Below are 25415 nucleotides of genomic sequence, written 5' to 3'. Positions count from 1 at the left end.
TTCCTTTGCTATACAGCGCGGGGAACTTGTCGCGGTTGGGCGCTCTGGATCATCGCCTCGAGTTCGCTCGGGAGGCGGTCACAGGCTCGCGCTAGCGCCTGCAATTCGGTGATCTTGTCCGTTTCGGCCGCCGGGGTCTGGATCATACGCTCAACGGCATCACCTCGGATCCGGGCCAGCGCTTCACGAAACACGGGGTCGTCGCGAAGCCTCACGGCCTCACGGGCAAGAAACTCTTTGTCCATGGTCATCAGCCAGGCTCCCCGCCCACGTGAACCTCAGACGAGGCAGAGGCGCCTTTGACTGCCGCGCCGAGAACTGCGGTATCTCGCTTCAAGGCCAATTCGGCGGCCAGTTGCTCGCGCTTCAGTTGGATTTCCTTGTTCAACTGCTCGCGCTTCAGTGCGCCATCTATAGCCATTTCCTCGCGCTTAAGGGTGGCGTCAGATCGAATCTGTTCCTGCTTCAGCATCGTATCCTGCCGCTGGCTTTCTCTCTTCAGCTCCATGTCCGCCTGCGACTTCGCCATGTCGGCGGCAACCTTCGGGTCTGGCTGCTGCGCCGCGTCGGCCTGCTGCTGTGCGATCTGCTGCAGGCGCTCCGGCGTGATCTCTGGATAGAAGTCGTCCCCATTGCGGATGCCGGCTGCCTCAGCCTGCTTGACAAGCGTCTTCTTGATGCGGGGCACCATGTCCAAGGCCTCTTGGGTCATGCCCGATGCCTGGAAGCGGTCTGTGATGCCCATCTGGCTCTGCAGGATCATGTTGAGCATCGACATGTCGCGGTCGCGCGAGCCAGTGCCAAGACCAACGTTGATGACGGCATCCATCCCGGCGTTCCACTGGCGGGGATCCATATCCACCCACTGGTCACGCAGGCGAATGGTGCGCGGCCTGTCCTGATGCTTCACGATCAGGCGAAGGATCTTCGCGAACACGTCTTTCCAACCCAGTTCCGCCTGGTTGCGGGCAATCAACTCGATCTGCGAATAGGCGCTGTCCCGCTGGTTCTGGCTGGCCGTGGCCGTCTGGTTCTGCAGCGTCATCGGGTCGAGGGCCATCGTGGCGCGCGAAACCCCCGTGCGCATCTCTGTCACGTTATCCATCGCCTGGATGCCGGCGAGCGCGGAATCGAAGATGGACGGCACGACGTTGTATTTGATCGGCTGCGACCCTGCCTTTCGGATCAGTACCCCGCCGATCGTCGGGTTGACCAGTTCGTTCATGTTCAGGACGGACCCCGCCTCGATGTCCTTCTGCGGGTTGTTCACCTGATACAGGTTGTTCAGCATCTGACGGAACAGGACCGTCTTGATCTGCTGAACGTCCATGACCTCGCCGGCAAGCGATCGCGAGACGAAGCGATGAGGCACCGGCTCGCAGGGGATCTGCGAAAACGGCAGATCGTCGTCCCATATTTCCCAGTCAAGCAGCGTGCCGGCGCCGTTGCCGCCCGCGTAGTAGACCAGCACTGTCTCCGCGATGCCGTCGCCGTTCACATCAGCCTTCACATAGCATTCGTAAAGCTCGACGCGATCCATCGACTTGTCGCCGATGTTGTCGGTTACGACGTTCGGGTCGCGCGCCGTCGCCTCTTCCGAGAGCTGCGAATAGCCGAAGGTATAGCGCGGGATGCTATCGACGATAGACTTGTCAAAGCCCATCTCGATCAGCTTCGAGCGGGTCACATGCGGGTCGCGGTGGCAGACGAAGCGCGCATCGGCGATCGAGATTGCATTCCGGTCGACCAGAAAGTTTTCCGGCTCGACGGTCTCGACGCGCAGCCGCCCCTGCATGGTGACGCGCTTGATTTTCACATCGTAGGTCTGGATTTCGACTTGCTCGCCGGTCATAGGGTCGACATCGACGTAGGGCTCACCTTCACCCTGCGCTGTGATCTCAACGCCTTCCTCGTCGGTCAGCAGCATGACCTGCTCGGCCGTGAGCCCGGAATGCACCGAGTATTCGCATTCCTCGCTGTCGTCCCAATAGGTCTTCACGATGCCGTCGGCGAGCAACAGGCTGTCATGCGTCGCGTCCCAGAGGATGCGATAGCCGTTGTTGTCGACCCAGAAGATATAGTTCGCGTAGTCGGACGCCTGGTCCGTGAACTGCTCGTCACCCGGGCGCCGCGGCTCATAGTTGACCATGCGGTCGGATGCCGAGAACACGCGGATGATGCCAGGCAGAACCCAGCCCATCACGTCTGACACATCACGGCTCTTGAACGTGGACCAACCATCGGCGGCCGGCGTGTCGGGCATCTCGCCGTTGTAGTAGTTGATGGCGCGTTCGCGGTTCTGGACCACGTCATCACGGAAATAGAGTTCGGCGTCGCGAATCTCTGCCGTGACGAGAGCCTTGATCTCGTCCTCTTCCATCGCCTTGTCGCGTGCAGCCATCAAACAACCCATTCCCGTTTAGGCATGACGAGAACTTGCGCTCTCTCAATCTCAGCGTGACGCTTCATCATCAGCGCGTATCTCGAAGCCGAAATCACGTCGTCGCGCTCTTTCACGATTTTCCCGTCTTTCCGGTGATAAAGCCGGAATTCTTCGAACCAGTGCGTGCAGGTCGAGAAGACCTTGAACCGTCCCGTCTGCATGCGGTCCAGCATGTCGGCCAAGCCGGCTTCGACACCGTTTGTCCCATCGTCGAACGTGGCGCGCTCTGGCAGCATGTTGAGGCCGTGGCCGCGGTACTGCGCCGCCAGTTGCTCGCCGCTGCCCTTGTCGTGCTGCAGGCCATCGTGAGGCCATGACCACGGCAGCCAGGCGCCCCAGGGCTTCAGCGCGCCGGAGTGAATGAGCGGAGTTGCCTCGCGCTCGCGGTATTCCTTCGTCACATAGAACACGTCCGCGTCGCGGTCCCATGCGCAGCCGGCGGCGCCGAACGGGTGATCCCACCCGAAATCGAGGCCGCCGATCTGAACCCAGTGCTTCGGGATCTCGAAAGGCGCAACCGTGATGCTCTCTTCCGAGACCGGGAAGATGCGGCCAGAGCCGAGCGACGGGACACCCTTTGTGCGTGCCTCGCGCTCATGCGCCGGATAGCTGGCGATGATCCGCGCCCGCTCCTCTTCGCTGTAGTGGTCCGCGTCGTCGATCGTCATGGTGGTGACGGTGCGGTATTTGGCGCCCTCGTCCTCACCCGGCATGATGAACCTCGCGACAACCGTGCTCATGCCCTTGAGAGGCGTGAACGTGACGGCGATCGAGCCGCCGGTGGCGTTGGTTCGCGTTATCCCTTCGAAATAGACGTCTTCCGGAGGCTCTTCGTCGAACCAGACATAATCAACCGTGTTTGCCTGCCACTTGCCGCGACCCTGCTCGTATGCCTTGAGAAGGATTGTCGATGTTCCACCCGACTGATGCCGAACCGTGACGCTATCGAGCGTGCCAGACACGCCAGCGCGGCGCGTGGTGTCCACAATGGCAGCCTTCGGAATATAGCCAGTGCCCCAGTCCTCTTCGTTGAGAGGCGGCCCGATCAACAAGCGCTGCACGCCGTCGCGGGTCAGTTCGTATGATTCCGAGCCGGCAAGCATCGTGATGGGCCGATCCCAACGGCGACCAGGCCACCAGTCCGGATATTGCCCAGTGAGGTGCATTGCAGCTTCAGCCGCACCGGAGAGCGTCTTGCCGAGCTGGTTGCCCGCCATGAACAGGCGTTCGCGGTAGGCAGCTCCTGCCTCGTGGAACTCGACCTGCTTTGCATACGGCACATAGTCCCGCAGCCGGTTAATGCGCTGTCGGCGCTCCCTCTCCCTCACCAGCTTCATCAGCAACGCCTGTCGCTGCTCGGAGGGCATCGATTGCACTATCGAGTGTATCGTCATCGATCTCGTCTAGCTTCCTCGATACGTCGGCCGTCATCGTCACCGGCTTGCCGTAGCCTCGATCAAGGATCTCGCGAGCCGCAGCGATGCGAACCTTTGCATCCGCGTCAGCAAGCGCTGTCGTCAGAACGTCGAGCGCCCTGTCAGCGTGTTCGCGCGCCTTCGCAGCCAATCCCTTGGGCCGGCCGCCTGGGTTGCCCGACTGGCCTTTGACGAAAGGCTTCAGGTTTGGGTTTCGAGCCATTGTTTGCTCTCTGTTTTCAGAACCGCAAACGGCTGATGGACCGCCGGCCGGCGAAAGCCCAGCCAGGACAGAAACCGGCGCCAGGTGCTCATCTCACTTCCCTGTTGTTGGCTTGGCCGCGAGCTGCTTGACGTCGTGGCTGATCTGGATGTGGAACTGATGGCCGTCAACGACACACCAGATGTCCTCAGAGCCGAGGCCGCCGCCCGAATCCATCGGGGAGCCTTCGTCTGTGATCTGCCGCAAGAGCATTTGAAGTTCCTGCCTGAGTTGGAAGGCTCGGAGGTCTGGGCGATCCATCACTTCCCTCCTGAGGGCTTGGGCTTTCCGAACCAGGGGCCGAGCCAGCCGGGTGGCGGGCTGGGCTTATTCAATGGATCGTCGCTATCCGCATGTCGCGGTTGATCGCGCTCTGGGTGCAGCGTACACAGTCGCCTTGGTCAAGAACCTTGCCGTCGGCGTCGAAGAGGCGCCAGGTGCGCGGCTCTTTCTGGATGAGCTTGAGATATCCGATGTTCTCGTTCATCGCCCTCTCCAAATGATGTGCCCCGCCTCTGATCTCTCAGGGCGGGGCGTGGATGCTCGGGAAGGGCTCAACGGCGTATGTGAGTAATCAACTCCTCCCACCAGCGCAGCTTAACGCCGTATCAGGCCGATGGGTCTAGGCTCGCTTCCCGATCTCTGAGGGCAAAGCCCTATTCATGCAATAAACTTATCCCGCCGCTTTCGATTTGGCAAGACCCATAGCCCAGTGAAGCTCTTGCAATCCCCTCTTTAGCCAGGACAACTGCAATTCGCTCATAGTACGCATGATGTCATAGTCCTGAATACAGGTGTTGTAGACCGTCTGCTTTACTCTCGGTCCATCTTCAAGACGAAGCAATATGCCCTCAAGCTCCATCATTCGGTTCGATGCTTCTCGGGCCATTCTTGCGCGCTCAGAGGTCGTTTCGCCATCGAAACCTTTAATACTGTGTAGGTTCTGGGCTCTCGCGCTTGGGAACGGAATGCCCGTCAAGCCATAGTAGCGGATCATGCGCATGGCATACTCATCACCGGCCTCGCGCTCGCACTGGGTGATCTTTCCATCGAGGAACATGCGACCGAGGACGTATCCGGCGTACTGGCTGGCGTTGTCGATCGCGTTGCCATGCACTCGGTCTCGCGCCTCCATGACAACAGCTCTCACTTCTTTCTCCCGCTCGAAATGCTTGATCTCGCCGTTGGTGTAGCGCTCTACGCCTTCCTTCTTGGGACGGCCGGCGTATTGGCGTTGCTTGATTCTGTGGCTGCGGAGCTTGGCGGATTTGGAGACCATCTATTCACCTGTCTTGATATTGGCGCGATGTGCGAGTGAAAGAGCCATGACGGCCAGATAGAACTCAACGCTCATGCTAATGGCGCCGTCTGTTGACCATTTGATCAATGCTATAACTACGGATGCTATGATGATGTCGAAGATCGTCCTGACCCAAGCTCTGTTCTCTGGGCTCATCCTTCACCCCTAATTCGCCTCACGATGGTCTCGATAAGGTGGGCTTCTGCTTCGTTATGGGGGTCTATGGATTGGGCTATGGAGATGCAGCGGTGGCGCTCTGCGTTGAGAGCGTGAGCGATATCGTCGATGTCGCTAGAGTGCGCCGACGTTGTGACTGACCAAGTTCGCTTAGCCGCCTCCCATATGTCCAAGGGGGTTTCATTATCAATCGCCTCAATAGCAGCCAGTGCCGCATACCGAGTATCGATCTCGACGCCATCTGGAAGACCCGCGTTGATGTTGTCCGCGATTGCTTGGGCCACCTTCTCGACCATCGTTGTCATGCCGCATCCCTCTCGCGCTCTGCCTTGATCCGCGGACGGTATGCCCGCAATTTGTGCTGGGTGCAGAAGCTCTGCCCTTCGTCGGTCTCGGCGGCGCAGAACATGAAGGGTGAGCCCTCATTCAGCGGCCAGTGGCATTCGCACGATGACAGGAGGTGAAGGGGCTTCTGGAAATCCGCTCTTGAGGTGTCGTATTCGTTTGCCTCGATCTTGGCGACCTTCTGAGGGCTCGGCAGCTTCGGCGCTTTCTCTGGCTTAGGGCGCTTAGGCATGAGAGCCCGAGCCTCGGCGCGAATGCGTCGCTCCGAAACCTTCTTCGGCTTCTTTGGGAACATTTCACGGTTCCGGTACGTGAAACCGATGATAGACGACCGGGTAACCCCGAACATGGCCGCGATCTGCGAGGCAGAAACATTCTGTGCCCAGAGTTCTGCAGCTTTCTTGAGATCAACTGTATGAACGTTCACTGGATCCATCCTTCCCGGAGTGCGAGGGCGACAACGCCGGCAGCAGTTCCCCTAACGCCAGCCTTCAACTTGATGATCTGAATAGCGCTCGTGAGTGTATTGGGGCTCGTACACGTCTCCCTCGACATCTCCTTGGCTGTCATGCCGAGAGACAGAAGGTGGACGATTGATGTTTCTCTCTTTGTCCATGGACATGGCTGGCCCATTGTTTTTCTCCATCGAGCCAATCGGCCCGTACATATTTCCCGTTGACCAGTGCCAGACCGATCCTGCTGGCACTCTTTTCTCTTTCGCTGCTGCCTGTGCCTGTTCGAATGTCATGTCTTTGAAGAGGAGTTGGCGGCGTTCTCGCCTGGCGCTTTCTGTCTGGATTGCGGCCCAGTTCTTCATGAGCACCTCTCAAAAAGCAGTTTGTCCTGTGTGGGGTGCTTGTCGACGCGAGGGCGAGAGGCGCACGACCAAGAACGGCCCTTCACCTCACCAACGAGACGCCAGCCTGCCGCGTTCAGGGTGGTTCCTGGTTCGCTGGCAAGAATGTACGTGCCTATGCGTCTGTAGCCCAAGGCGAACGCAGCCCTAGCAGCTGCGCCGTATAGAAATGAGCAGGCGTTCTTTGTGCCGTCCGTAGCGAGGCGAGTTACCTCCAGCGTCCAACCGTCGTCACGCAGACGAGCCACCGGCCGTCCGATTATCACCACCCCTACAATCTCTTCTGCCTTCACCGCCCCAAGGCTGAACTTGTGGCCGACCACGGGCTGGTGATGCCTGTGGAGCCTGCGGACAAACTCGTTCGCGCTATCCAGATCCATGGGGACTGCGGAGAGGCGTTGGCTCATTGCACCGTCCTCGCCGACATGCCGCGTGCCGTCTGCCTTGCAAGCTCTGCAAGCTGCCGGCGCCGTTCCGGGTCTACCTGTGATGATGCTGGCTCTTGATGGTTGACGGGCTCTGGGCGGCCGTAGTTCGCTGACTGGACAGGCATCGGGTTGCGCTCGTCGCGGAAGCTCCTGCCCTTCTGCATCCATTCGGCCTTAAATCCCTGCCAGCCGCGGTTAAGGTGCTCTTCGGCTGCCTCGATCGGGTTGCCGGTCATCTCGTATTGCTTCAGTAGGGCCTTGGCGCCGCGAGGCGTGAGTGGGCACTTGAGGCCCTTGCGATGGGAGATGACATCTTTCGCCAGCTCTTCTCCTAGCACCGGAGAGAGGATTTCCATGATCTCGTTCACGCTGCCAATCCTTCTTCCGCTATCTGCAAAATCACGACGCATTCGGCCGGCAAGTCCTCTGACCAGCACATCGTCAACCGTTCACAGAGATTGTCGTTTTTGATCACTTGGTAATGCTGAAGGCAGTCGAGGATTGCCTTGCTTCGATTGTCGAGATCCTGGCGCATGTTCTGGCGCTTGAGGGCAATTGCCAGCGAGAACGGCTTATCGATCGGCTTCTCGGGAACCTTGATGAAATAGCCTGCGTCAGTGCGCCATTTCTTGTAGACGGAAGACAGCGAGCGGGTTTTGCCCCATCCTCGGTAAAGCTCCCAGCCGCTGGGTGGGTAAGGTAATTGGAACTTCATCATTCCGACGCCTCTTCCCGCTTGCGTGCTGCCTCAATGGATTTCCGGTAGTCGTCCCTGATGTCTGAAAGCATCTCCATCTTGTGGAGCTGGACGGCGTTGCCTTCCCCTCCGATACGAGCTTGGAGGCCCGCAATTTCCCCGTCGAGGAAGGCAACTTTCTCAGGAACGCGCAAAGGCATCAGCCTACTCGTCCTTTCGCTTCCTTGACCTTCTCAGCCAGGCTTTGAACCTGAGCCAACAGATCCGCATCCAAATCATTCGCGTCCCTCGCTTTCTCGATCTCCAGTTCATGCTGGAGGCGAGAGATTTGCCTCTCGCAATGATCGTAGTAGGCACGCTGGAGACGCTTGAACAGGCCAGCTTCGACGGTCTTTGCCCGACCGGTGCGAAGGTTGTTCAGTGTCCAATAGGGAATGCCATAGCGGCGCTCGATACCCTCAAGTGCGTTCGTGAGGTTGCCCCACGTCGTGCCCTCAAGTTCAAGCATACGCTTTACATACCCTTGGGCTTGAACTGCGCTCGTCATTTCATGCTCCACATGCTTAGTTTCTCTGCACCTCATGCTCATCGCTCCGTGACAGATTGAACCTGTCAACGAGAGGCGAACGAGATGTTTCAACTCATTCCATTCACTAGAGAATTCTGCGGCGATGACGCCAATCAAACTGCTGCAGAATTCCAGTTCGTCTGCTTAGGAGAGATCACCCAGGCTGTAGTTTTGCGCCTCGCGAGTGATCTCCCTCGAATTTACTGCGAGACCTCCTCAACGGAGCGGAGGACACCGGAAGAGGTCTCGCGTTAGCCGGCGGCGGAGGGAGGGGGACCGCCAGCTAATCGTGTTTCGGTAGTTCAGGTATGCGCATCCAATGTGTTGGGGCATCGCCTTCTATCTGAGACCATTGGGAACGCTCATCAGTCCCGCTGTAATACCAGCGCTTCAGAGTGCGATCGAAACGGCCGAACCGGCGCCACTTTTTCTCGGAATGGGCAAGGAGGTATTGGGAAGTCCAAGGTCCCTTTGTATCCTCATCCAAGAATGTCGCGATCGGCTGCCAGTCCATTTCAGAGCGTCCTCAGAACGCCGGCTTCCGTGCCAGTGCCGCCGAACTCGTCGTCAAGCTCGCGCTGAAGACGGTCATAATCGACGCGCGGCTCCTTCTCAGGACCGAAGATCTCAAGAGCAGCAGCAAAGGCACCTGCGCCGCAGAACATGCCAGATACCAAGCAGGTAAGGCCGATGAGCATTGCGCTTTGGAAGGAAATAAAGGTGTCGGTCATTTCAAAGCCCCTTGGAAAGCAGTGATGAATGCTCTTTCGAATTCTCTACGAATGCGGGCTGTTGCGATCAGGTCGGACGCATCAGCAATTTTTGGCTCGACGCTGAGGACGCCCTTGATCTGCCTGAGAGCATTCAGGGTGGCCTCTGCGTCATCCTCTCTGAGGTTCTCTTCAAGAGAGACAAAGTATCCTGCGTGTCGGCCTGTCATTTGCTCATCATCCGTTCGAAGGTGGAGGATTGGTCTTGCTCTTGGTGACGACGGTTCCAGCGGTCGAAACATTCTTTGGCCGGGAGAGCGAGGACTGTGCGGTCTCCTTCATGCTTCCAGACCTCTCGGTCTCGCATCTCGATTTCGCACTCATCGCACCAGACAGCCCACCAGAACCGTCCGTAGACGCTGTTGCCGCCATCGTTGTGCTTGGCCTCGCCACCGCAGAAAGGACAGTTTGCAAGCTTCTCGCTCATGACGCTGTCTCCACCTTCTCTTTCGAGGGGGTGAGGGACGATTTTGCAGAGGCCACAAGCTCACGAATGCGCGCCTTAACTTCCTCGTTCTTCGGCTCTGACTTGCAGAGAAGGCGTGATGCCTCGGTCTCGCGAAGGCGAACCAGATCGGCCCGGATCGATGCCTCTTCTGCCCTGGCTAGAGCTGCGAACTCTGGCGGACGGGGGATGATGTCCATAAAGTCTCGCTGGTATTCGCCGCGAGCAATCTTCGCCGTAGCGGCCTTGATGCCGTGTATAGACACCTTCGCGAGAGCAAAACCGTATGCCGCAGCCATGTCAGATGCTTCCATGTTTTGAGGAAGCACAAGACCCATACGAAGCAGGCTTAGGATGCTTGACTTAACGACTTCATCACCGGCAGGTGCCAGACGCTCAGTGAGCGCGGAAATCTGCTGCGCTGATGTCGATTGTTGCACCGTGGAAACTATCTCGTTCATCGTTCCCTCCGAGGGATTTGGTCAGGACTGCGATTGCTTCTTCATGCTTCCGTTGGAATTCGGATTTTGGCTTTGGAGGAGGCTGGGATCGCTGTTGCGACCTGCCTTTCGCGCTTCTGATCCAGTTTCGCCATGTGGCTTCCCAATCGATCTTGGTGGCGTCCTTGCCTGCTTTCGAGCACCAGAAGTCTCGGAACCGTTCAGCTTCGAAACGGATATCCGCCTCGATCCATCCCTCCGAAAGAGCCCATTGCCCCCATTTCGCCGGGAGAGCCCAATCGTCTGGAAGCCTCGACCCACGCGCGCGTTTTGTTTCGCGGGGGTTAGAGTTAATTTCTTTAGGGGGTGTGGGGGACCTTTCTTTATCAGAGAAAGGGGGGTCCACGGATTCCGTGGATGTCACACCATGTCCATCGATGTCACACGATGTCCGCGTGACATTTGCCCTTTGTTTGCGCTTCCGTTCAGCGTCGGCCGAACGCTTCCGAGCGAGCTTATCTGCATCCGCCTGAGCGTCAGCCTTCACTGCCGCGACTATCTGTTCCGCTGTGCAACCAGCGGCAACCATTGCGTCGAGAATCTCGGGAGCGATCATTGCGTGACCCTCCCAGCTTTGAAGCTGAGTAAGACGGTCATGCAACTTCCTTCCTCCGCATTCTGTATGCGATCATGAAGGCGCGTATTTCAGATTCAGTCTCAGGCCAAACCCTTCCTGGGCGACCTCGTTTACCTACCGTCCTAAGGCGCTCGAACAGTCGCCCGTTGTCTACCATTCGGCAGAACGTGGCTTCAGTCATGCCCGTTTCGGACAAGAAATATTCGATGTCATTTAAGAGGTTCGTTTGCATGTCTCGCATTATGCACGCTTTCGCGTTCATAGCAAGCCCACGCAATAACGTTCATGCAGATTTTTTCAATTATGGTAATGACAGCTTATGACCGACGACTGGAGAGCCCGCTTAGGCGTGAAGATTGATGAGAGCGGACAATCATACCGTTCACTCTCAGCCAAGTGCGGATTCGGTCCTAATTTTGTCAGTGAATTCATGGCTGGGGGGAAGGCTCCGAGCGCTGATCGCGTCGTCAAGCTCGCTGATGTTCTGAACGTCAGCCTAGCGTACATATTTACTGGCGTTGAGATGTCCCGTGAGGACGAAGACTTTTTGCGCCTTGTGGCGGCGATGCCAGACGATCAAAAGCGTCATTTGCGGGCGCTTCTGGAAAAACAAAGGTAGATAATACCTGGCTCCTAATGTCGGAGCGGCGGGACTGACTTAGGTCGCGCCACATAAGCGCTATCCGTATTAAATCTTCCACATCACTGCCTTTGCATTCTCAACTTCAGCGCGATGATTGAACGCCTCGGCGTTTCGCCAGTCAATAGGATTTATTTCCTATCAGCATTCTTTGTTAAGAATTGATTGCACGTTTTTTCGTTCGATACAGCTTGACGTGAACGCAATCGCGTGCATAATGGTCAACATCGAAAGGCACGAAGACGGCAAGCGCCAGATCTGCTGAACACCGGTAGCGAGAGGAAGAGACAATGACCGAGATCACGAACCACAGGGCATACACCTTCAACGGCCAGAGGGTTTCGGCATTCGAGTTGGTCCGCGAAGGCGAGGTTATCGCCACGGTGATGAAGTCTAACAAGCCTTTCTCGCCTTGGAACGTACACACCGCAGCAGGACGCCAGCAGTTCCCGAATAAGGACGCTGCAATGTCCTACTGCTCGATGCTGTGAGGATCGGACATGTCACGCGGAGAAAATGTCAAGCCATTGGCTTGGAGTCCGGAAAGCACCGATGAAGCAGGCTACTCCTCCACGATCGCTAAGACACCGTTCGGCTTTCAGTACGATGTTTGGCGGATCAAGGAAGGCGCGTTGTGGAACGGCGTCGGGTTGCCGAAGGTTGACGGTGAAGCACCTAAATTCGACAGCAGAGAAACTGCGATATCTGCCGTCAACAAAGACTACGCCGATCGCGTCCTTGAGCTTGTCGATCTCAGCCCCCAATGGGAATGGCTTCACAAGCATTCCTTTACTGGGGCTGACATGTGGCTCGACACAGAAATGTGGATGGGGCGCAAGTCGGAGATCAGGCGCGACAAAGAACAAGAGCGTCTAAAGGTTGACGCTAGCAATCAAGCAGATGACGCGGAAACCGTTAGGCGAGAACGTGGTGAACTGGCCACCGAACTGTGCCGGTTGCTTGATGAGGTTTCATACCTAACTGCCGCTCTGTCCGAATGCGAGGCCTACTTCGATCCGCGCGCCGACTCCGAATACTTCCACGGAAGCAGAATACCCAACGAAGAAATGAAGCTTTTAACTTCAATTCGAGAGACGTTGAAGAAGGTCAGTGAACCGAGAATCTTGGCTACCAAGACCGACGCTTACTTGATCTACGCCGCGCCAGATCTGCTGAACACCGGTAGCGAGAGGAAATGACGATGAACCTTCAGGCACTCGTAGACGCAATGAACGAAGCAAGCTCTCGTGAGCGCGGTAACTACCACCTGACGCTCGGCGCGCTTGTCGAAGCGCTGTCTGCTGCAGAACCGGAAGCTATCGTAGTGTTCGACTTTGACGCGGCGGTCAGCCCTTCGGCGCCAGAATCCTATCGCGGCTATTACAGCGATCTATCTTTCCCGCCTGCCTCATCGCCCATCACTGCCGGCGAACTCCTCAAGGAGGCGCGCGACGCCATCGGCAACACGTTCGAGGGCTACAAGGGCGGCGACTTCACCATGCACGACGAAACACCTCTGTGGGCCTCTGCATATGGCTCTGCAAGCGGCATCGCGATCATGGGCATGACGCGGGTTGGCGACAGATACGTCCTCACCACCAAGCAAATCGACTGATTTGATCTGCTGAACACCACGGAACGGAGATGAAGATGGAGAAGGCGGAACTGCTAAACGCGCTGGCCTCGATAGAGGCGTCTCTGTCTGCGGGCCCTTGGAGCAAAAAGGCCCTCTACGAGGCTATCCGCCACGTCCAACGGAATACAGACGTGATGGAGTACGGCCTTGAATACCAGGACGAGGGAGAACCTCGCGGCCTGCCAGACCGATACGACGGAGAGGCAATAGCCGTCCTTCGGAACCTTCTCCCAGAGATCATCAACCACTTTTCCAAGGATTGAGACGATGAACACAGCATTCTCGATTCCCTACGAATTTGATGAATTACCAGTATTCGGTAACGGAATGATGGCCTACGGGGTCGCAGAGCTTGTCAGCGACGGAGACGACGCGTTCTACGTCTCCGATATCCGCCTCGACGATGGCGCCTTCTTCGACCGTAACGGCGGTGCTGGCCTCGGTAGTCAGCTCAAGCGCTGGCTCTTCGACATCATGAAGGATGTCATCGAGAACGATCCTCACGCGCAGACCTTCTTTGCGGAGAAGTACGCCGAGCAGTCCGAGCCTGACGCCGATTATTCCTATCAGGCAATGCTCGATAGCCGCGTTGGCGATCAGTGGGTGGAGGCTGCGGAATGAGCAAGCACACTCCTGGCCCTTGGAAATATGGCGTTCGTCGAGACAAGAGCATCTGGCTTTCGATTGGCGATCCTGAAAAGGGGCCGCATCGTCAAGGTGATCTATACGCCTCCGAGGCTGATGCCCGCCTGATCGCCGCCGCTCCTGAGCTTCTTGATGTCGTCAACGACATTCTTCGCGTTGAGGACGGCAAAGCGGCACTGTCGTTCTCTGAATATTTCGAGCAATCGGAAACGGCCTTTAATCGCATGCGCGCTGTTGTTGCCAAGGCGGAGGGCCGTTCATGACCGCCCTCCGCCAATTCTCCCGCCAGAAGAGCACAGAGCTTTCCGTGGCAATCACCGTTTTCTTCTGTCTCGGCTACGCAATCGGGAGCCAGCTATGACCTATCCGACACCAGACCGCCTCAGAGAGCACGCCGCTCACGCCCGCAAGATGGCGGATGAGTACATGGCTGAAGGTCGCCTCGAACTGGCAGAGCGCCGCGAGGAAGACGCCCAGTGGTACGAGATCATGGCGGCTCGCGAGGAATGGCGCATTGAGCGGATGATTGCCGCTCGTCAGATGGAGGCAGCGTGATGACCGAGAAAACCGCTCTCTGGGACAAGCTCGGCAAAACAGACCCGAAGCACACGAAGGACTTCACGCGCGGAGGCGGGTTCCGCGGAACTGCTATCAAGCCGATGTTCTCCTATCGCCGGATGACCGAGGAGTTCGGCCCCTGTGGTCAAGGTTGGGGAATTGGCGAACCTTCGTTCCAGGTCGTTATCGCTGGCGAAGAAACGCTGGTCTACTGCACCGTTTCGATTTGGTACGAGAAGCGTGAACAGACGGTTTTCGGCGTCGGTGGCGACAAGGTAGCCGGAAAAAACAAGTACGGCGTCCAGACCGACGATGAAGCCTTCAAGAAGGCTTTCACGGACGCTGTGACCAATGCTCTCAAACTGATCGGCGTCGGCGCAGACGTTCACATGGGCATGTTCGACGACAGCAAGTACGTCAACACGCTCAAGAACGAGTTCGCAGAGCAAAAGACAGAGCTTCCCCCGCCGGCCAACGACAAGCCGAAGTCCAGCGCCCAGCTCAAGCGCGACGGCGAGTTCGAGCGCGTCCGAGACCAGTTAGCGAACGACATGGTGGACGTTCACACCTTCGCCCAGTTCGAGAAGGTCAAAGAACACTACCGCGCCGACGCCAAGAAAAATGGCTGGAACAACTCGTTCCTCTTCGGCCTGTCAGAGCTTTTCGGCGGATACGAGCAGGAGCTTACCGCGAAGATCGAGGCGGAAAACGCCCTCATGAATAGCCCTCTGGCGGCTGGAGAATAGGCAATGAAGAATATCGTTATCTCAGGGAACATAACCAAGGATGCTGTGCTGCGGCGAACACAGTCTGGCGAGCCAGTCCTTGGCTTCTCTGTGGCCGTGAATGACGCCCGCACGAAGTCGGCCCTGTTCTTCGACTGCAGCCTTTGGGGCAAACGCGGGGACTCTCTCACCTCATACCTGAAGAAGGGCACAAAGGTTTCGGCATGCGGCGACCTTGGTACGCGCGAACACGAAGGCAGAACGTACCTGACGGTCAACGTATCCGAAGTCACGCTGATGGGCGGTGGCGAGGCAAAGGCAGCAACGCAGCGAGAGCAGACCGGCTACGACTACGAAGACGGGCCTAGCCAGCAGTCGAGAAGCAAAGACCTCGATGACACGATTCCATTTTAGTGAGGTGCCTCATGATCACCTGCAAGAAGTGCGGTATTACCAAGCATAAGGTCGAGTTCTACGCTTCGAACTTGGCGAGTTGCAAGGAATGCCACCGAGCAGCGGTTCGAAATCGTTCTCGCAACAATGAAAAGGTCCGTGAATACGACCGTATGCGGTCAAAATCTCCGGAACGGATCGCGAAGAACGTCGAGAATACCAAGATTTGGAGAGCCAAGAACCCTCAGGCGTATAGGGCTCAGTCCGCCGTATCGAACGCAGTTAGGGACGGGCGCCTTCAAAAGCTTGATTGCGAGTTCTGCGGGTCTGATCAGGTGCATGCTCATCACAAGGACTATGCGAAGCCGTTAGATGTCGTTTGGCTCTGCGCCAAGTGCCACCATCGCTTGCATGCCATGTTCCCGGAACTCGAAGGCAAAAACAAGCAGTTGGACCATCATGGCTAAAAGCGAACAGCCCCAGATTTACGTCCAGAGACGCGGAAACCATCTCATCCCCGAGATGATGACCGACGCTGACCTTATCCAGCGCCTTCCTATTGGGCAGCGCATCAAGATCACGGTCTCGGAAGGCCGCTCGCCGGCAAAGCTTCGCCTCTACTGGTCGTACCTGGGGCGCGTCGTGAAGGCTTGCGAGTGCGCCCCCTCGCCAGAGGCACTTCATGATGTTGTGAAGCTCCACACGGGCTTTGTCACGCCGGTTCTGGTCAAGGGCTTCACCGTGGCCGTTCCGAAGTCCGTCAGCTTCGCCAGCATGAGCGAGAGCGAGTTCGACGACTTCATTGCCACCGCTGAGAAATGGATCATCGCAACCTACGGCATCAGCATCAAGGATGCTTTTTCGGAGAATGCAGCATGAGCAGCAGTATTCAAGACCACATGAAGAAATTCCCGCACTGCCGGCCCTCCACCCTCGCCCATCTTCAAAAGCGAGAAGAGACACACGCCAAGCTCAGAGCCGAAATTGGCATGGATCAGGTCTCCGACCGCCGCTCCCGTTTCGTCCAATCTACAGAGCCGCAGGAAGGCGTTCTGCAGCGGCTCCTTCGCGTATTCGTGAGGAAGTGATGTCCAGAGCCGAATTCTCGAAGAAGACGAAGCGCGAGGCTCTGAAACGTTCGAAGATGAAGTGCGAGGCCGTAGGCAAGATGTATGGCCTTGAACGCGGCCAGCGCTGCAGCTCGCCTCTCGGCTTCGGCGTCGAGTTCGACCACATCGTTTTGGACGCGAATTCCAAGGATGACAGCCTGGAGAATTGCGCCGCCGTCTGCATCCGCTGCCACCGTTGGAAGACAGCCAAGCACGACATTCCCATGGCCGCGAAAACGGTGCGCATGCAGGACAAGCACCTCGGCATCAAGAGCAAGGGCCGCGGCTTCCAGAAGCCTGCCAACACCAAATTCAACTGGTCTACGGGCCGGTACGAGAGGATTGACGCATGATCACCGAAGAAGCAATCGAGGCCTTTGCCTTGGCATTTTGGCCGGTTAACGCAGTGTCGAAGATGGAAAGCTGCGGTGGCGATATCGCTAAGGCCCTCGAAGCCGCCCTATCCACCCTCCCCATTGCAGGAGAGGGGAAGGCGCTGGACGAAGAACAGATCGCAAAGCTGATCTGGCAGCATCTTCCGTCAAAAGTGGCCGAGGAAATGACGCGCGACAAGCACCCGCCCCTGTTCCCGCAAGCGGAATATACGGTCGCCACGCTTTCGGCCAAGAATTTCGTTGAGGCCATTATCGATCTCGTCACTCCCTCCTCCCCCGGCAAGGACGGCGGGCAGGAGGTGGAGGCGGTTGCTGCCCTTGAATACAAGCTGAAGGCAGCAACATCGGCGCTGGAGAAGATCTGCGATACCCGTTGCCCGCACGATATGGGCTTCGACCGTGAAATCGGCCCGCTTGGGTGCTCGCTCGGCGACAAATGCGTTTGCGTCGGCCTGTGCACGATTGCCAGCCGAGCCCTTCAGGAAATCACCACGAAGGCGCTGGAGGGGCAGGAGTTTCAGGCTGTTGCGTGGCGGTGGAAATGGAAAGACTGTGGCTCATGGATTGTCACCGAAGGTGAGCCTGACGCGAATGAGCGACGTATCATCGAGCCGCTTTACAAAAGCGCACACGTCGCGGAGCCGGTCGATTACCACATCGTTTTCGATGGATTTCCGTCGCCTGACGGGCCTCGCTTCATCGAAGTAGAGAACGCAGCCGGCCAGTCAATCAACGCAGGTGAGTGGCGAAAGCGCGACGACGGCCTGTGTGAACTCGTCATTAAAGCTGGAGCGCACGCACATGGCTGAACATACCTCTATCCACTACACGTGCGATGTCTGCGGCACGAACCTTGGTGAGCAGAAACCCGCCTCCAAAGGAAAGGTCATGGCTCACTTTGAAGGCGAATGGGCGATGGACGCCGTTTTCGAATGGAAAGACATGTGCCGAGGCTGCCGCGACGGTGCCATTGAGGCTCTTTCCAGTTTTCGTGCTTCCCGCCGCTCCGACCTCTCCGCTTCCCAGTCCACCAGCAGGGAGGGGGAGAGATAGCATGCACCCGTTCCGCAAGGCATTTCGCGCACTGCACCGCGAATCTTTGAAATGCGATTCCGTTCAGACAGATAATGCTCTGGATGGGTTGGACGCCGAGCTTGAAGCCCTGGCTATCGAGCACTTCGGCGACGTCGGAGACCATGAAGACGATGGCTTCGGACCTCCTACCGCGTCAGTCCAAGTCCTTTGCCGTCACTGCCGCGACCATTACCTCAGCTCCGAAATGGTCAGGGCTTATCGACCAGCACGGCAATCGGCCATGGTGGGAATGCTCGGCACAGATGTTGATACACTTGAGCCGCTTTGGTGGTGCAAAAACCGCTGCGACGGAGCCGGTTATCAGCTTGATATCGTTCCTGTTGGAGAGCCCCGCCAATGAAGCCAACACCGACCCAGATCGAGGCTGCATTTGACGCCTATTTGGAAGGCGTTTACCTGACCGAAGATCAAGCTAAGGCGTCTGTTATTCGCATTGTCACGGCCGCCCTCTCCGTGCCAGCAGAGGCGGTAGTGGGGGAGCCGGTGGCGTACCGCTGGAAGCTCAGGGAGAATAGCCCTTGGGGATACAGCCTGTTCGCGCGCGATGATGTCTACGTTTGCGAGCCCCTGTACGCCGCCCCTTCAGCGCCCGATGGCTGGCAGCCGATCGAGACAGCGCCTGAAAACGCCTCGATCCTGATCCGTATTCCCGGCCTCGACTACTATGGCAACAACGGCGTGTATGCCGGGATGCTGGTGAACATGGGGACCGGACGGCGTTGGATGACGTTCGGGCACGCGATCGGCCGTGACCTCGGCGAACTTCCAGATGCTTGGATGCCTATGCCCGCTCCACCAGCCCTTGGAGGATCGAAATGACAGCAGCCCCTACGATCCGTTTTGTTCACGAGGTTGCTCTAGCCCACGAAGGGGACGAGTGCTTGATGTGGCCGTTCAGCCTAACCGACGGCTATGGGAAAATAAAAGACGGAGAGAAATGGTTTGGTGCCCATCGCTATATTTGCCTTCTCGTCCATGGTGAACCGCCGTCGGCAAATTCTCAAGCTTCCCATTCATGCGGCAAAGGAGACAAAGGTTGCGTAAATCCGCATCATCTTTTGTGGAAAACGCCATCCGGGAACCAGTCGGATCGGCTGGCACACGGCACGCATAGCCGCGGCGAAAGGTCCGGGACGGCGAAGCTCACGGAGCAGCAAGCCAGGGAAATTCTCAGGCTGAAAGGCAAGATCCCGCAGACATCGCTAGCAAAACGCTACGGCGTGGCTCCATCGACAATTGGGATGATCCATAACGGCACCAACTGGTTTTGGCTGCCTGAAGCAGGGAGAGCCAAGCCATGAGTGATCTTGTCAAACGCCTGCTCGACGCCGACTGGAATAGTCAGCAACGCTTTCTAGGCAGCCGCATATGCGGTGAGGCAGCAGACCGCATCTCTCAGCAGGACGCCGAACTAGACCGTATGCGGCGGGAGCTGGACGAACTCAAAGAGCGCCGCGTCGGGAACCTTGAAGCCGCCGGCACCCTGCATGACGAGTTGATGGCAGTGAGGAGGCAGCTTGCCGAAGCGCGGGCGGGTGCTTTCAGGGAGGCTTCTCTGACTGCCTACGCCATAAACAGTCGTGGTGAGACAGCCGTCAGCCTGCAGCTTCTCATCGTCCAAGCCCTCCGCGCCAAAGCCGAGGAGACGCGGACATGAGACTCGACCGAACCGCATTCCGTCAAGGCGTCAGTGACACCTTGACTCTCGCCCCGTTCCGCTGGTGGCTGTTCAAGCGGCTTTCTGACTTCGGCTGGTGGGTCTGCCCCGAGCCGCACAAGTCCAACCTGCAAGCAAAGATGCCGACGTGGAAGGACCTCGCGCCATGACCGACGCTGAAACGAAGAAATCGGCCGAGGAGACCAATGCCAAGATACGCGCCGCCTTCTCTGGATTGCGCATACCGGCGAAGTTGAAGCCGCGCATGGAAGACATACTGGCAGAGCAAGCGGGAGTTCGCGTGCTTAGGCCAGCCCGCCAGGATCGAGGAGGCGAGGAATGACGGAACTCGACGAACTCATTTCGCGCTTGGAGAAGGCGACGGGCCCAGACGCTCGCCTCGATACGGATATCATGATCGCCCTTGGTCAATGGACGCATAGGGACTGGTGGTCATTCGACTACCAGAAGCACACGCCCGCAAATCTCACCTCTTCGCTGGATGCGGCCATCGCGCTCGCGGATAAGGTACTACCTGGCGCTTGGTATCACGTAGCCAAGGGGAAGACGCGCACGGACGAACCGCTCTATGGCGCCGCGCTGATGTTTTTCGAAGAGCCGATAGGGCAAGGAGAGACTGACGCATCGGCCGCCGCGGCTCTCTGTGTCGCGATCCTCAAGGCATTGAAGGATCGCCCATGACCTCACGGCTTATCCCCCTTCGGCGGCTTCGGTGCCTTGATCAACTGGACGAACTGATATGACAGCACCAGCATTGCCAGCATGGGCGCAGCAGATCACGCCCGTAGACATGGACGGAGCCGCGTTTGTGCTAGGTATCTCGCGCCGCTTCCTCATTGACGCAATCAAGCTGCATCCGCACTATGAGCGCCGCGGGGCGAAAAAGGTCTTCTACCCCGAACATATCGCATTACTGAGGGAGAAAATCTCATGCCCGGCCTCAAACTCAAAGAGCGGGGAGGAATCTACTATGCCTCTGGCACCTTCGGAGGAAAGCGCATACGCGAGAGCCTTGGCACTAGCGACAAGAGGGAAGCCGAAGAAAAGCTTGCCATCTACCAAGCGCGGCTCTTCAAACGTGATACGTATGGAGAGGAAGCCGTAAGGCTATTCGAAGAGGCAGCCGAAGCCTACTTGTTGCAAGGCGGTGAAGGCAGGTTCATTCCCAAGATTTTGAAGCACTTCAAAGGGCGGAGGGTTGCCAGCATCAAGCCTGGTGAACTCCGCCAAATGGCGTTGACGCTATACCCTACGGCGTCTGCAGCCACGCGAAACCGGCAAGCTATTGTGCCGGCGCGCGCTGTCATCCGGCATGCTCATGACCTAGGATGGTGCGCGCCGATCGAAGTGAAGATGTTTGAGGTCAAGAAATCAACCAAGCACAAGCCGGTAGATGACGAATGGATGGCGAAATTTCTTGCGCAATCCGACAAGGACAAGCTCTATCACCTTTCCGCACTGGTTTTGTTTATGAACCAGACAGGCGCGCGAGTGGCTGAGGCAGTCAATCTCATGGGAGAAGACGTTGACCTCGGAGAGCGCATAGCCGTTCTGGTCAAGACCAAGACGGAAGACAACTCCATGCGCGGCCTCACCACCGAGCTTATTGCCAGGATCAGCGAGCTAGGCATTAGCGAAGGCAAGCCCGTCTTCTCCTACACGGACTCGAAAGCCGTGAACAAGCGCATAGCTGCCGTATGCAAACGCGCGGGCATCGAGCGCAGGACAACGCACTCTGCCGGACGTCACTCGTTCGGGACGAACGGAATGGCCGTGTCTGGAGACATCAAGAAAGTCATGGATGCGGGCGGCTGGAAATCAGCCAAACTGTTCATGGAGACGTATGTCCACAGCAAGGAAGCCGGGCGCTCCTTGGCCGAGCAATTCGACAAGAAAAACACGCGAATTGTCTCAGTTTCGGCACAGGACAAAGAGAGGAAAGGCTATCACTTTGGAAAGAAAGGCATAAAATAGACTCGGACGAGTACCTTGGTAAGGGAGAGGCCGAGAGTTCAAATCTCTCTAGCAGCACCAGTTTTCTCGAACGAAATCAGATCATCAAGCCAGCGCAGCGATATCCACCGTTGCGTGAAACGACGTAAATGCGCGCAACAAACCACGAATTGCATGGCTCAACCGTGCAAAATCAGTGCAGCACGTTCCGGTTCGTTCCCCAAACCTGTCGGATGAGAGATATCGGCATAACGCCAGCGAGATTCGGCTCCGTCCAATAAATCTAAAGACTGTCCTGCACCAGGCGCCGCCGATCACGCCCACGGACGGCCGTTCCAACTGCCCGCAAGGAAGGGGTCCATACCGGCGCTATCCGCGTCTAGCGTTGCCCTTCCCTTTCTCCTTTCCTTCCCCTTTCCCTCTCCCTTTCTCGTTCTCTTTCCCCTTCCCTCTGTCGCCCTTACCCCCGTCTCCACGCCCTTTTGAACCACCACCACTCCCGGATTTCGCGATTGCCTCGGACGTCAGGCTGGTTGACAGCAGCATTGTCACTGTGGGGGGCGTGAATGCCGCGAATCGGCCGCAAGCTATTAGGAACTCGCGCCTATCGTCCTCCGCGAGAGAACGTTTTTTCTGCCCCTTTTCCAGTTTCGAACCCTCCAGCGATGCCTGCCATATATATTAAAGTAAACTCTTAAATACTGAATATATCCTTTGGCGCTAATTTTCTCCGACCGCTCCTTGTACCGACCTTTCCAATCTCGGCGAAGCTCCAACGCAGGCGACCCTGTCACCCACCTCTGCGAGCATCCCGGCTGCAAGAAGCGGGGCGGCTTCGGGTATGCCACCGGCAGAGGTCCTTCCAACTGGTTTTGCTTAGAACACCGGCCGGCGACGTGGCCGCCGTCGAAACAAGCCTTGGTACCGAGCGCCAGGCGGGGCGCGCGTTTTCCAACAGGCCGCACAACACCAACCGGCGGTGAACCTGCCAGGGAGAAAAGCTGTGCCCGATCACGACGAACTCGATCAAACGATCTACATCCAACTCACCATAGCGCGCGGCTCGATCTCCGCGACGTTCCTGCCTGCCCTGTTGCCGTGTTCGAGGCAGGGCATCTATGGCACCGGAAAGAGACGCCCCCCGGGCACAAATTTCTCATCGGGCGCAATTACCGTCTCCGACCATCTGCGCTATCCTCCGATTCGGGCGCGCCCACGCCTCCCCCCTCCGATCGGGAAAGTAGATTTCATACGGGGCATTTTCATCATCGAACCGACTGTTCGGGCATTGAGCATAAGGAGGGACTGCGAAGATCGCCCGCATCAGGAGGTTACCGATGACGTTGTCTGCGCCCATCTATCATTTGAAGCGCGAAGCAAAGCGTCTGTCCCGCGAACTCAGAATTCCGCTGCATGAAGCGCTCGATCGCATCGCCGCGCGCGAGGGCCGAGCGAGCTGGAGCCTGCTTGCCGCCAGTCATGCCGCCGCAGGGTCCGAGGCCACGCTGCTTGCGCGGCTCATGCCCGGAGATCTCGTTCTTCTCGGTGCCCGGCCCGGTCAAGGCAAGACGCTGAAAAGCCTCGAGCTTGCCGTCGACGCGATGAGATCGGGGCATCGAGCCTTCTTCTTCACCCTGGAATATACCGTCAGGGACGTGACCGATCGTTTTGCGGCCATTGGAGCGGACTATGCCCGATTTGCGACGCTGTTCGAGATCGACTGCTCCGACGCGATCAGTTCCGGCTACATCGTCGGCAAGCTGGCATCGGCTGCGAGCGGCACGCTGGTTGTCGTCGACTATCTCCAGCTCCTCGACCAGAGGCGCGAGAACCCCGCGCTTGGCGAGCAGGTCCGCACCCTCAAGTCCTTTGCGCGGGAACGCGGCCTGATCCTCGTCTTCATTTCGCAGATCGACCGGGCCTACGAGGCAACAGGAAAGCCGTTTCCCGACATTCACGATATCCGCCTGCCAAACCCGGTGGATCTCCGGCTTTTCGACAAGACCTGCTTCCTGAACAAGGGAGAGCTCCAGTTTCAAGCGACGAACTGACGCCCGGCGCCGGTCGGACGTCGGGAACGTATTTCCCGGTGTCGCGTTACCGTTTCAAAGGCAGAAACGCGGAGGCTCTTCAATGAAAGGCATCATCCTCTGGCTCATGGGCGTGCCGCTCATCGTCATCATCCTTCTCTACATGTTCGTATTCTGAAGCATTTCGCGCAAAAGTACGCAGCGGTTTTGCGATAACGACATGCGACAAGACGCTAAATGAGCGGCAAGCGAATCCCGAACGATCGAGATGCTCTTTGGCGAAGCCAAAAATACAACGGCAGGTTGGCAACTTAACGGAGCCTTAAGATTCCACTGCCAGATTTGACATCGCGATGATGGACAATCGCAACATCTTTGATCCCCTTTTGAAACCGGCTTTTGCCGGTTTCTTTTTTCAGGAATGCTCAACACCCGGCGTCGTTTGACTTAGGCGTTACTTGGCGGTCAGACCTTGACCGCCTGCTCGACGAAATCCTGGGAGCCGAAGAACTTGAGATAGCGCTCGACCTCGGCCGGGTCGCCGGTCGCCTTGCGCGGGTTGTCGGAGAGTTTCACCGCCGGCCGGCCGTCGGCTTCGCTGACCTTGCAGACGATCGAGATCGGGTTGAGGCCGCTGATTTCCGTCGGGGCACAACCGGCAAAATCGTTGGTGAGGTTGGTGCCCCAGCCGAAGCTCATGCGCACCCGCCCCTCGAAATGCCTGTAGGTCTCGATGATCGTTTCGACGTCGAGACCGTCGGAGAAGATCAGCAGCTTTTCACGCGGGTCGCGGCCCATCTTCTTCCACCAGGCGAGGATTTTTTCGCCACCCTCGATCGGCGGCGCGCTGTCCGGCCTGAAACCCGTCCAGTCCGCCACCCATTTGGGCGCATCGCGCAAGAACGCCGCCGTGCCGAAGGCATCCGGCAGCACGATCAGGAGATTGCCACCATAGAGCTGGTTCCAGTCCTGCAGCACCTTGTAGGGCGCCTGGGCCAGCTCCTTGTCGTTGCGGGCAAGGGCTGCGGCCACCATCGGCAGTTCGTGCGCGTTGGTGCCGAGCGCTTCCAGGTCCGTATCCATGGCGAGCAGCACGTTGCTGGAACCGGAGAACGAGCTGCCGATCCCTTCCTTCAGCGCCTCGACGCACCAGCGCTGCCAGAGGAAGCTGTGCCGGCGGCGCGTGCCGAAGTCGGAGATCCTGAGGTTGGGGTATTGCCGCAGGCGCTCGACCTTGGACCACATCTTCGCCTTGGCGCGAGCATAGAGCACGTCGAGGGTAAAGGGACCGAGGCCCTTCATCGCCGAGCGCGAGCGCAGTTCGTTGATGATCGCCAGCGCCGGGATTTCCCACATGGTGGTCTCTGCCCAGCGGCCGCGGAAAGTCAGCTCGAACTGGCCGTCGCTGCGCTTCAACTCGTAGTCCGGCAGGCGGAACCTGGCGAGCCAGGCCAGAAACTCCGGCGAGAAGATCTGCTTGCGGCCGTAGAACGTATTACCGGCAAGCCAGATCATTTCCTTCTTGGAGAAGCGCAGCTCGCGCGCATGATCGAGCTGGTCGCGCAGCTCCTGCTCGTCGATCTCGTCGGCAAGCCGCACCGTCTTCGTGCGGTTGATCAGCGAGAAGGTCGCGTCGACATCCGGATAGAGCTGCCAAATCATCTGCAGCATCAGGAGCTTGTAGAAATCCGTGTCCAGCAGGCTGCGCACGATCGGGTCGAGCTTCCAGGCATGGTTGTAGACGCGCCTGGCGATATCGGTCTTCGTCATTGGTG

General features: G+C 57.9%; 45 protein-coding genes. 24 read left to right on the top strand and 21 right to left on the bottom strand.

The window, feature by feature from the left end; all coding sequences use genetic code 11:
* Positions 1–8 precede the first annotated feature (8 nt).
* The 19 genes from C1A35_RS02945 to C1A35_RS02855 all read right to left on the bottom strand — a co-directional run bounded on the left by C1A35_RS02945 (position 9) and on the right by C1A35_RS02855 (position 10167).
* Entirely contained in the window at positions 9–251 is a 243-nt protein-coding gene (locus C1A35_RS02945; protein WP_104662843.1) for a hypothetical protein, read from the bottom strand.
* Positions 251–2401, bottom strand: coding sequence for a portal protein (locus tag C1A35_RS02940; protein WP_104662842.1), 2151 nt, complete (start codon positions 2399–2401; stop codon positions 251–253). The genes C1A35_RS02945 and C1A35_RS02940 overlap by 1 nt, the downstream gene beginning before the upstream one ends.
* Positions 2401–3780 carry a terminase large subunit domain-containing protein gene (locus C1A35_RS02935; RefSeq protein ID WP_440271490.1) on the bottom strand — a complete coding sequence of 460 codons (1380 nt, stop codon included), beginning with the start codon at positions 3778–3780 and terminating at the stop codon, positions 2401–2403. Before C1A35_RS02935 ends, C1A35_RS02940 begins: the two co-directional genes overlap by 1 nt.
* Positions 3740–4081 carry a DUF5681 domain-containing protein gene (locus tag C1A35_RS02930; protein WP_104662840.1) on the bottom strand — a complete coding sequence of 114 codons (342 nt, stop codon included), beginning with the start codon at positions 4079–4081 and terminating at the stop codon, positions 3740–3742. Before C1A35_RS02930 ends, C1A35_RS02935 begins: the two co-directional genes overlap by 41 nt.
* A gap of 93 nt (positions 4082–4174) precedes the next feature.
* On the bottom strand, positions 4175–4381 hold the full coding sequence (locus C1A35_RS02925) for a hypothetical protein (RefSeq protein WP_104662839.1): 207 nt from the start codon (positions 4379–4381) through the stop codon (positions 4175–4177).
* A 70-nt stretch (positions 4382–4451) separates the two neighbouring features.
* Complete coding sequence (locus C1A35_RS35725) at positions 4452–4607, bottom strand: hypothetical protein (protein WP_158664949.1); 156 nt, start codon at positions 4605–4607, stop codon at positions 4452–4454.
* Positions 4608–4793: 186 nt separating this feature from the next.
* Entirely contained in the window at positions 4794–5399 is a 606-nt protein-coding gene (locus C1A35_RS02920) for a hypothetical protein (protein ID WP_104662838.1), read from the bottom strand.
* A 173-nt stretch (positions 5400–5572) separates the two neighbouring features.
* Entirely contained in the window at positions 5573–5902 is a 330-nt protein-coding gene (locus C1A35_RS02915; RefSeq protein WP_104662837.1) for a hypothetical protein, read from the bottom strand.
* A complete protein-coding gene (locus C1A35_RS02910) occupies positions 5899–6369 on the bottom strand; it encodes a GcrA family cell cycle regulator (protein ID WP_158664948.1) in 471 nt (156 codons plus the stop codon). Before C1A35_RS02910 ends, C1A35_RS02915 begins: the two co-directional genes overlap by 4 nt.
* A 51-nt stretch (positions 6370–6420) precedes the next feature.
* The gene (locus C1A35_RS35720; protein ID WP_158664947.1) at positions 6421–6759 is read right to left on the bottom strand and encodes a hypothetical protein; all 339 of its coding nucleotides are present in this window, start codon (positions 6757–6759) and stop codon (positions 6421–6423) included.
* Positions 6756–7178: an XF1762 family protein gene (locus tag C1A35_RS37190; protein WP_337441989.1), complete on the bottom strand. Its 423-nt coding sequence runs from the start codon at positions 7176–7178 to the stop codon at positions 6756–6758. The genes C1A35_RS35720 and C1A35_RS37190 overlap by 4 nt, the downstream gene beginning before the upstream one ends.
* Positions 7179–7201: 23 nt before the next feature.
* Positions 7202–7594 (bottom strand): hypothetical protein, encoded by a 393-nt coding sequence (locus C1A35_RS02895; RefSeq protein WP_104662833.1) that lies wholly within the window; start codon positions 7592–7594, stop codon positions 7202–7204.
* The gene (locus C1A35_RS02890) at positions 7591–7944 is read right to left on the bottom strand and encodes a RusA family crossover junction endodeoxyribonuclease (protein WP_104662832.1); all 354 of its coding nucleotides are present in this window, start codon (positions 7942–7944) and stop codon (positions 7591–7593) included. Before C1A35_RS02890 ends, C1A35_RS02895 begins: the two co-directional genes overlap by 4 nt.
* On the bottom strand, positions 7941–8123 hold the full coding sequence (locus tag C1A35_RS02885) for a hypothetical protein (RefSeq protein WP_104662831.1): 183 nt from the start codon (positions 8121–8123) through the stop codon (positions 7941–7943). The genes C1A35_RS02890 and C1A35_RS02885 overlap by 4 nt, the downstream gene beginning before the upstream one ends.
* Positions 8123–8470 (bottom strand): hypothetical protein, encoded by a 348-nt coding sequence (locus C1A35_RS02880; protein WP_104662830.1) that lies wholly within the window; start codon positions 8468–8470, stop codon positions 8123–8125. The genes C1A35_RS02885 and C1A35_RS02880 overlap by 1 nt, the downstream gene beginning before the upstream one ends.
* A gap of 536 nt (positions 8471–9006) precedes the next feature.
* Complete coding sequence (locus tag C1A35_RS02870) at positions 9007–9222, bottom strand: hypothetical protein (RefSeq protein WP_104662828.1); 216 nt, start codon at positions 9220–9222, stop codon at positions 9007–9009.
* Complete coding sequence (locus tag C1A35_RS02865) at positions 9219–9431, bottom strand: hypothetical protein (RefSeq protein ID WP_104662827.1); 213 nt, start codon at positions 9429–9431, stop codon at positions 9219–9221. Before C1A35_RS02865 ends, C1A35_RS02870 begins: the two co-directional genes overlap by 4 nt.
* The gene (locus C1A35_RS02860; protein WP_104662826.1) at positions 9428–9688 is read right to left on the bottom strand and encodes a Lar family restriction alleviation protein; all 261 of its coding nucleotides are present in this window, start codon (positions 9686–9688) and stop codon (positions 9428–9430) included. The genes C1A35_RS02865 and C1A35_RS02860 overlap by 4 nt, the downstream gene beginning before the upstream one ends.
* The gene (locus C1A35_RS02855; protein ID WP_104662825.1) at positions 9685–10167 is read right to left on the bottom strand and encodes a hypothetical protein; all 483 of its coding nucleotides are present in this window, start codon (positions 10165–10167) and stop codon (positions 9685–9687) included. Before C1A35_RS02855 ends, C1A35_RS02860 begins: the two co-directional genes overlap by 4 nt.
* 935 nt (positions 10168–11102) lie before the next feature.
* Between C1A35_RS02855 and C1A35_RS02845 the strand changes: the two genes are divergently transcribed.
* The 23 genes from C1A35_RS02845 to C1A35_RS02745 all read left to right on the top strand — a co-directional run bounded on the left by C1A35_RS02845 (position 11103) and on the right by C1A35_RS02745 (position 21631).
* Entirely contained in the window at positions 11103–11402 is a 300-nt protein-coding gene (locus C1A35_RS02845; RefSeq protein WP_104662823.1) for a helix-turn-helix domain-containing protein, read from the top strand.
* Positions 11403–11713: 311 nt separating this feature from the next.
* Positions 11714–11914, top strand: coding sequence for a hypothetical protein (locus C1A35_RS02840; protein ID WP_104662822.1), 201 nt, complete (start codon positions 11714–11716; stop codon positions 11912–11914).
* A 9-nt stretch (positions 11915–11923) separates the two neighbouring features.
* Positions 11924–12622 carry a hypothetical protein gene (locus tag C1A35_RS02835; protein ID WP_104662821.1) on the top strand — a complete coding sequence of 233 codons (699 nt, stop codon included), beginning with the start codon at positions 11924–11926 and terminating at the stop codon, positions 12620–12622.
* A 2-nt stretch (positions 12623–12624) separates the two neighbouring features.
* A complete protein-coding gene (locus tag C1A35_RS02830; RefSeq protein WP_104662820.1) occupies positions 12625–13038 on the top strand; it encodes a hypothetical protein in 414 nt (137 codons plus the stop codon).
* Positions 13039–13067: 29 nt separating this feature from the next.
* Positions 13068–13322 (top strand): hypothetical protein, encoded by a 255-nt coding sequence (locus tag C1A35_RS02825; RefSeq protein WP_104662819.1) that lies wholly within the window; start codon positions 13068–13070, stop codon positions 13320–13322.
* A gap of 4 nt (positions 13323–13326) precedes the next feature.
* Entirely contained in the window at positions 13327–13680 is a 354-nt protein-coding gene (locus C1A35_RS02820; protein ID WP_104662818.1) for a hypothetical protein, read from the top strand.
* The gene (locus C1A35_RS02815) at positions 13677–13967 is read left to right on the top strand and encodes a hypothetical protein (RefSeq protein WP_104662817.1); all 291 of its coding nucleotides are present in this window, start codon (positions 13677–13679) and stop codon (positions 13965–13967) included. Before C1A35_RS02820 ends, C1A35_RS02815 begins: the two co-directional genes overlap by 4 nt.
* A gap of 94 nt (positions 13968–14061) precedes the next feature.
* Positions 14062–14259, top strand: a complete 198-nt coding sequence (locus tag C1A35_RS02810; protein WP_104662816.1) for a hypothetical protein — start codon at positions 14062–14064, stop codon at positions 14257–14259.
* Entirely contained in the window at positions 14259–15008 is a 750-nt protein-coding gene (locus C1A35_RS02805; RefSeq protein WP_104662815.1) for a hypothetical protein, read from the top strand. The genes C1A35_RS02810 and C1A35_RS02805 overlap by 1 nt, the downstream gene beginning before the upstream one ends.
* Before the next feature lie 3 nt (positions 15009–15011).
* Positions 15012–15401: a single-stranded DNA-binding protein gene (locus tag C1A35_RS02800; RefSeq protein WP_104662814.1), complete on the top strand. Its 390-nt coding sequence runs from the start codon at positions 15012–15014 to the stop codon at positions 15399–15401.
* 351 nt (positions 15402–15752) lie between these two features.
* Entirely contained in the window at positions 15753–16259 is a 507-nt protein-coding gene (locus C1A35_RS02790) for a hypothetical protein (protein WP_234822714.1), read from the top strand.
* Positions 16256–16468 carry a hypothetical protein gene (locus tag C1A35_RS02785; protein ID WP_104662811.1) on the top strand — a complete coding sequence of 71 codons (213 nt, stop codon included), beginning with the start codon at positions 16256–16258 and terminating at the stop codon, positions 16466–16468. The genes C1A35_RS02790 and C1A35_RS02785 overlap by 4 nt, the downstream gene beginning before the upstream one ends.
* Positions 16468–16842 carry an HNH endonuclease signature motif containing protein gene (locus C1A35_RS02780; protein WP_104662810.1) on the top strand — a complete coding sequence of 125 codons (375 nt, stop codon included), beginning with the start codon at positions 16468–16470 and terminating at the stop codon, positions 16840–16842. The genes C1A35_RS02785 and C1A35_RS02780 overlap by 1 nt, the downstream gene beginning before the upstream one ends.
* A complete protein-coding gene (locus tag C1A35_RS02775) occupies positions 16839–17693 on the top strand; it encodes a hypothetical protein (RefSeq protein WP_104662809.1) in 855 nt (284 codons plus the stop codon). Before C1A35_RS02780 ends, C1A35_RS02775 begins: the two co-directional genes overlap by 4 nt.
* Complete coding sequence (locus tag C1A35_RS02770) at positions 17686–17937, top strand: hypothetical protein (RefSeq protein WP_104662808.1); 252 nt, start codon at positions 17686–17688, stop codon at positions 17935–17937. The genes C1A35_RS02775 and C1A35_RS02770 overlap by 8 nt, the downstream gene beginning before the upstream one ends.
* Position 17938: 1 nt before the next feature.
* Complete coding sequence (locus tag C1A35_RS02765) at positions 17939–18319, top strand: hypothetical protein (RefSeq protein ID WP_104662807.1); 381 nt, start codon at positions 17939–17941, stop codon at positions 18317–18319.
* On the top strand, positions 18316–18798 hold the full coding sequence (locus tag C1A35_RS02760) for a hypothetical protein (RefSeq protein WP_104662806.1): 483 nt from the start codon (positions 18316–18318) through the stop codon (positions 18796–18798). The genes C1A35_RS02765 and C1A35_RS02760 overlap by 4 nt, the downstream gene beginning before the upstream one ends.
* The gene (locus C1A35_RS35715) at positions 18795–19280 is read left to right on the top strand and encodes a hypothetical protein (RefSeq protein WP_158664946.1); all 486 of its coding nucleotides are present in this window, start codon (positions 18795–18797) and stop codon (positions 19278–19280) included. The genes C1A35_RS02760 and C1A35_RS35715 overlap by 4 nt, the downstream gene beginning before the upstream one ends.
* A complete protein-coding gene (locus C1A35_RS02755; RefSeq protein ID WP_104662805.1) occupies positions 19277–19636 on the top strand; it encodes a hypothetical protein in 360 nt (119 codons plus the stop codon). Before C1A35_RS35715 ends, C1A35_RS02755 begins: the two co-directional genes overlap by 4 nt.
* Complete coding sequence (locus tag C1A35_RS35710) at positions 19633–19806, top strand: hypothetical protein (RefSeq protein WP_158664945.1); 174 nt, start codon at positions 19633–19635, stop codon at positions 19804–19806. The genes C1A35_RS02755 and C1A35_RS35710 overlap by 4 nt, the downstream gene beginning before the upstream one ends.
* On the top strand, positions 19803–19979 hold the full coding sequence (locus C1A35_RS35705; RefSeq protein WP_158664944.1) for a hypothetical protein: 177 nt from the start codon (positions 19803–19805) through the stop codon (positions 19977–19979). Before C1A35_RS35710 ends, C1A35_RS35705 begins: the two co-directional genes overlap by 4 nt.
* Positions 19976–20338, top strand: coding sequence for a hypothetical protein (locus tag C1A35_RS02750; protein WP_104662804.1), 363 nt, complete (start codon positions 19976–19978; stop codon positions 20336–20338). The genes C1A35_RS35705 and C1A35_RS02750 overlap by 4 nt, the downstream gene beginning before the upstream one ends.
* 249 nt (positions 20339–20587) lie before the next feature.
* Positions 20588–21631, top strand: a complete 1044-nt coding sequence (locus C1A35_RS02745; RefSeq protein WP_104662803.1) for a tyrosine-type recombinase/integrase — start codon at positions 20588–20590, stop codon at positions 21629–21631.
* A 348-nt stretch (positions 21632–21979) separates the two neighbouring features.
* Here C1A35_RS02745 and C1A35_RS36575 read toward each other — a convergent pair whose 3' ends face one another.
* A complete protein-coding gene (locus tag C1A35_RS36575; protein WP_104662802.1) occupies positions 21980–22258 on the bottom strand; it encodes a hypothetical protein in 279 nt (92 codons plus the stop codon).
* A gap of 689 nt (positions 22259–22947) precedes the next feature.
* On the opposite strand from C1A35_RS36575, the gene C1A35_RS02730 reads away from it, so the two are divergent.
* A complete protein-coding gene (locus C1A35_RS02730; protein WP_104662800.1) occupies positions 22948–23661 on the top strand; it encodes a DNA helicase in 714 nt (237 codons plus the stop codon).
* 444 nt (positions 23662–24105) lie between these two features.
* Here the strand turns inward: C1A35_RS02730 and pncB are convergent, their stop codons facing one another.
* Positions 24106–25410 carry a nicotinate phosphoribosyltransferase gene (gene pncB / locus C1A35_RS02725; protein ID WP_104662799.1) on the bottom strand — a complete coding sequence of 435 codons (1305 nt, stop codon included), beginning with the start codon at positions 25408–25410 and terminating at the stop codon, positions 24106–24108.
* Positions 25411–25415 lie beyond the last annotated feature (5 nt).

Origin of the sequence: Ensifer adhaerens, from assembly GCF_002940685.1 — a bacterium.
Classification (GTDB): domain Bacteria; phylum Pseudomonadota; class Alphaproteobacteria; order Rhizobiales; family Rhizobiaceae; genus Ensifer; species Ensifer adhaerens_E.
This window is presented reverse-complemented; position numbering and strand designations above follow the sequence as displayed.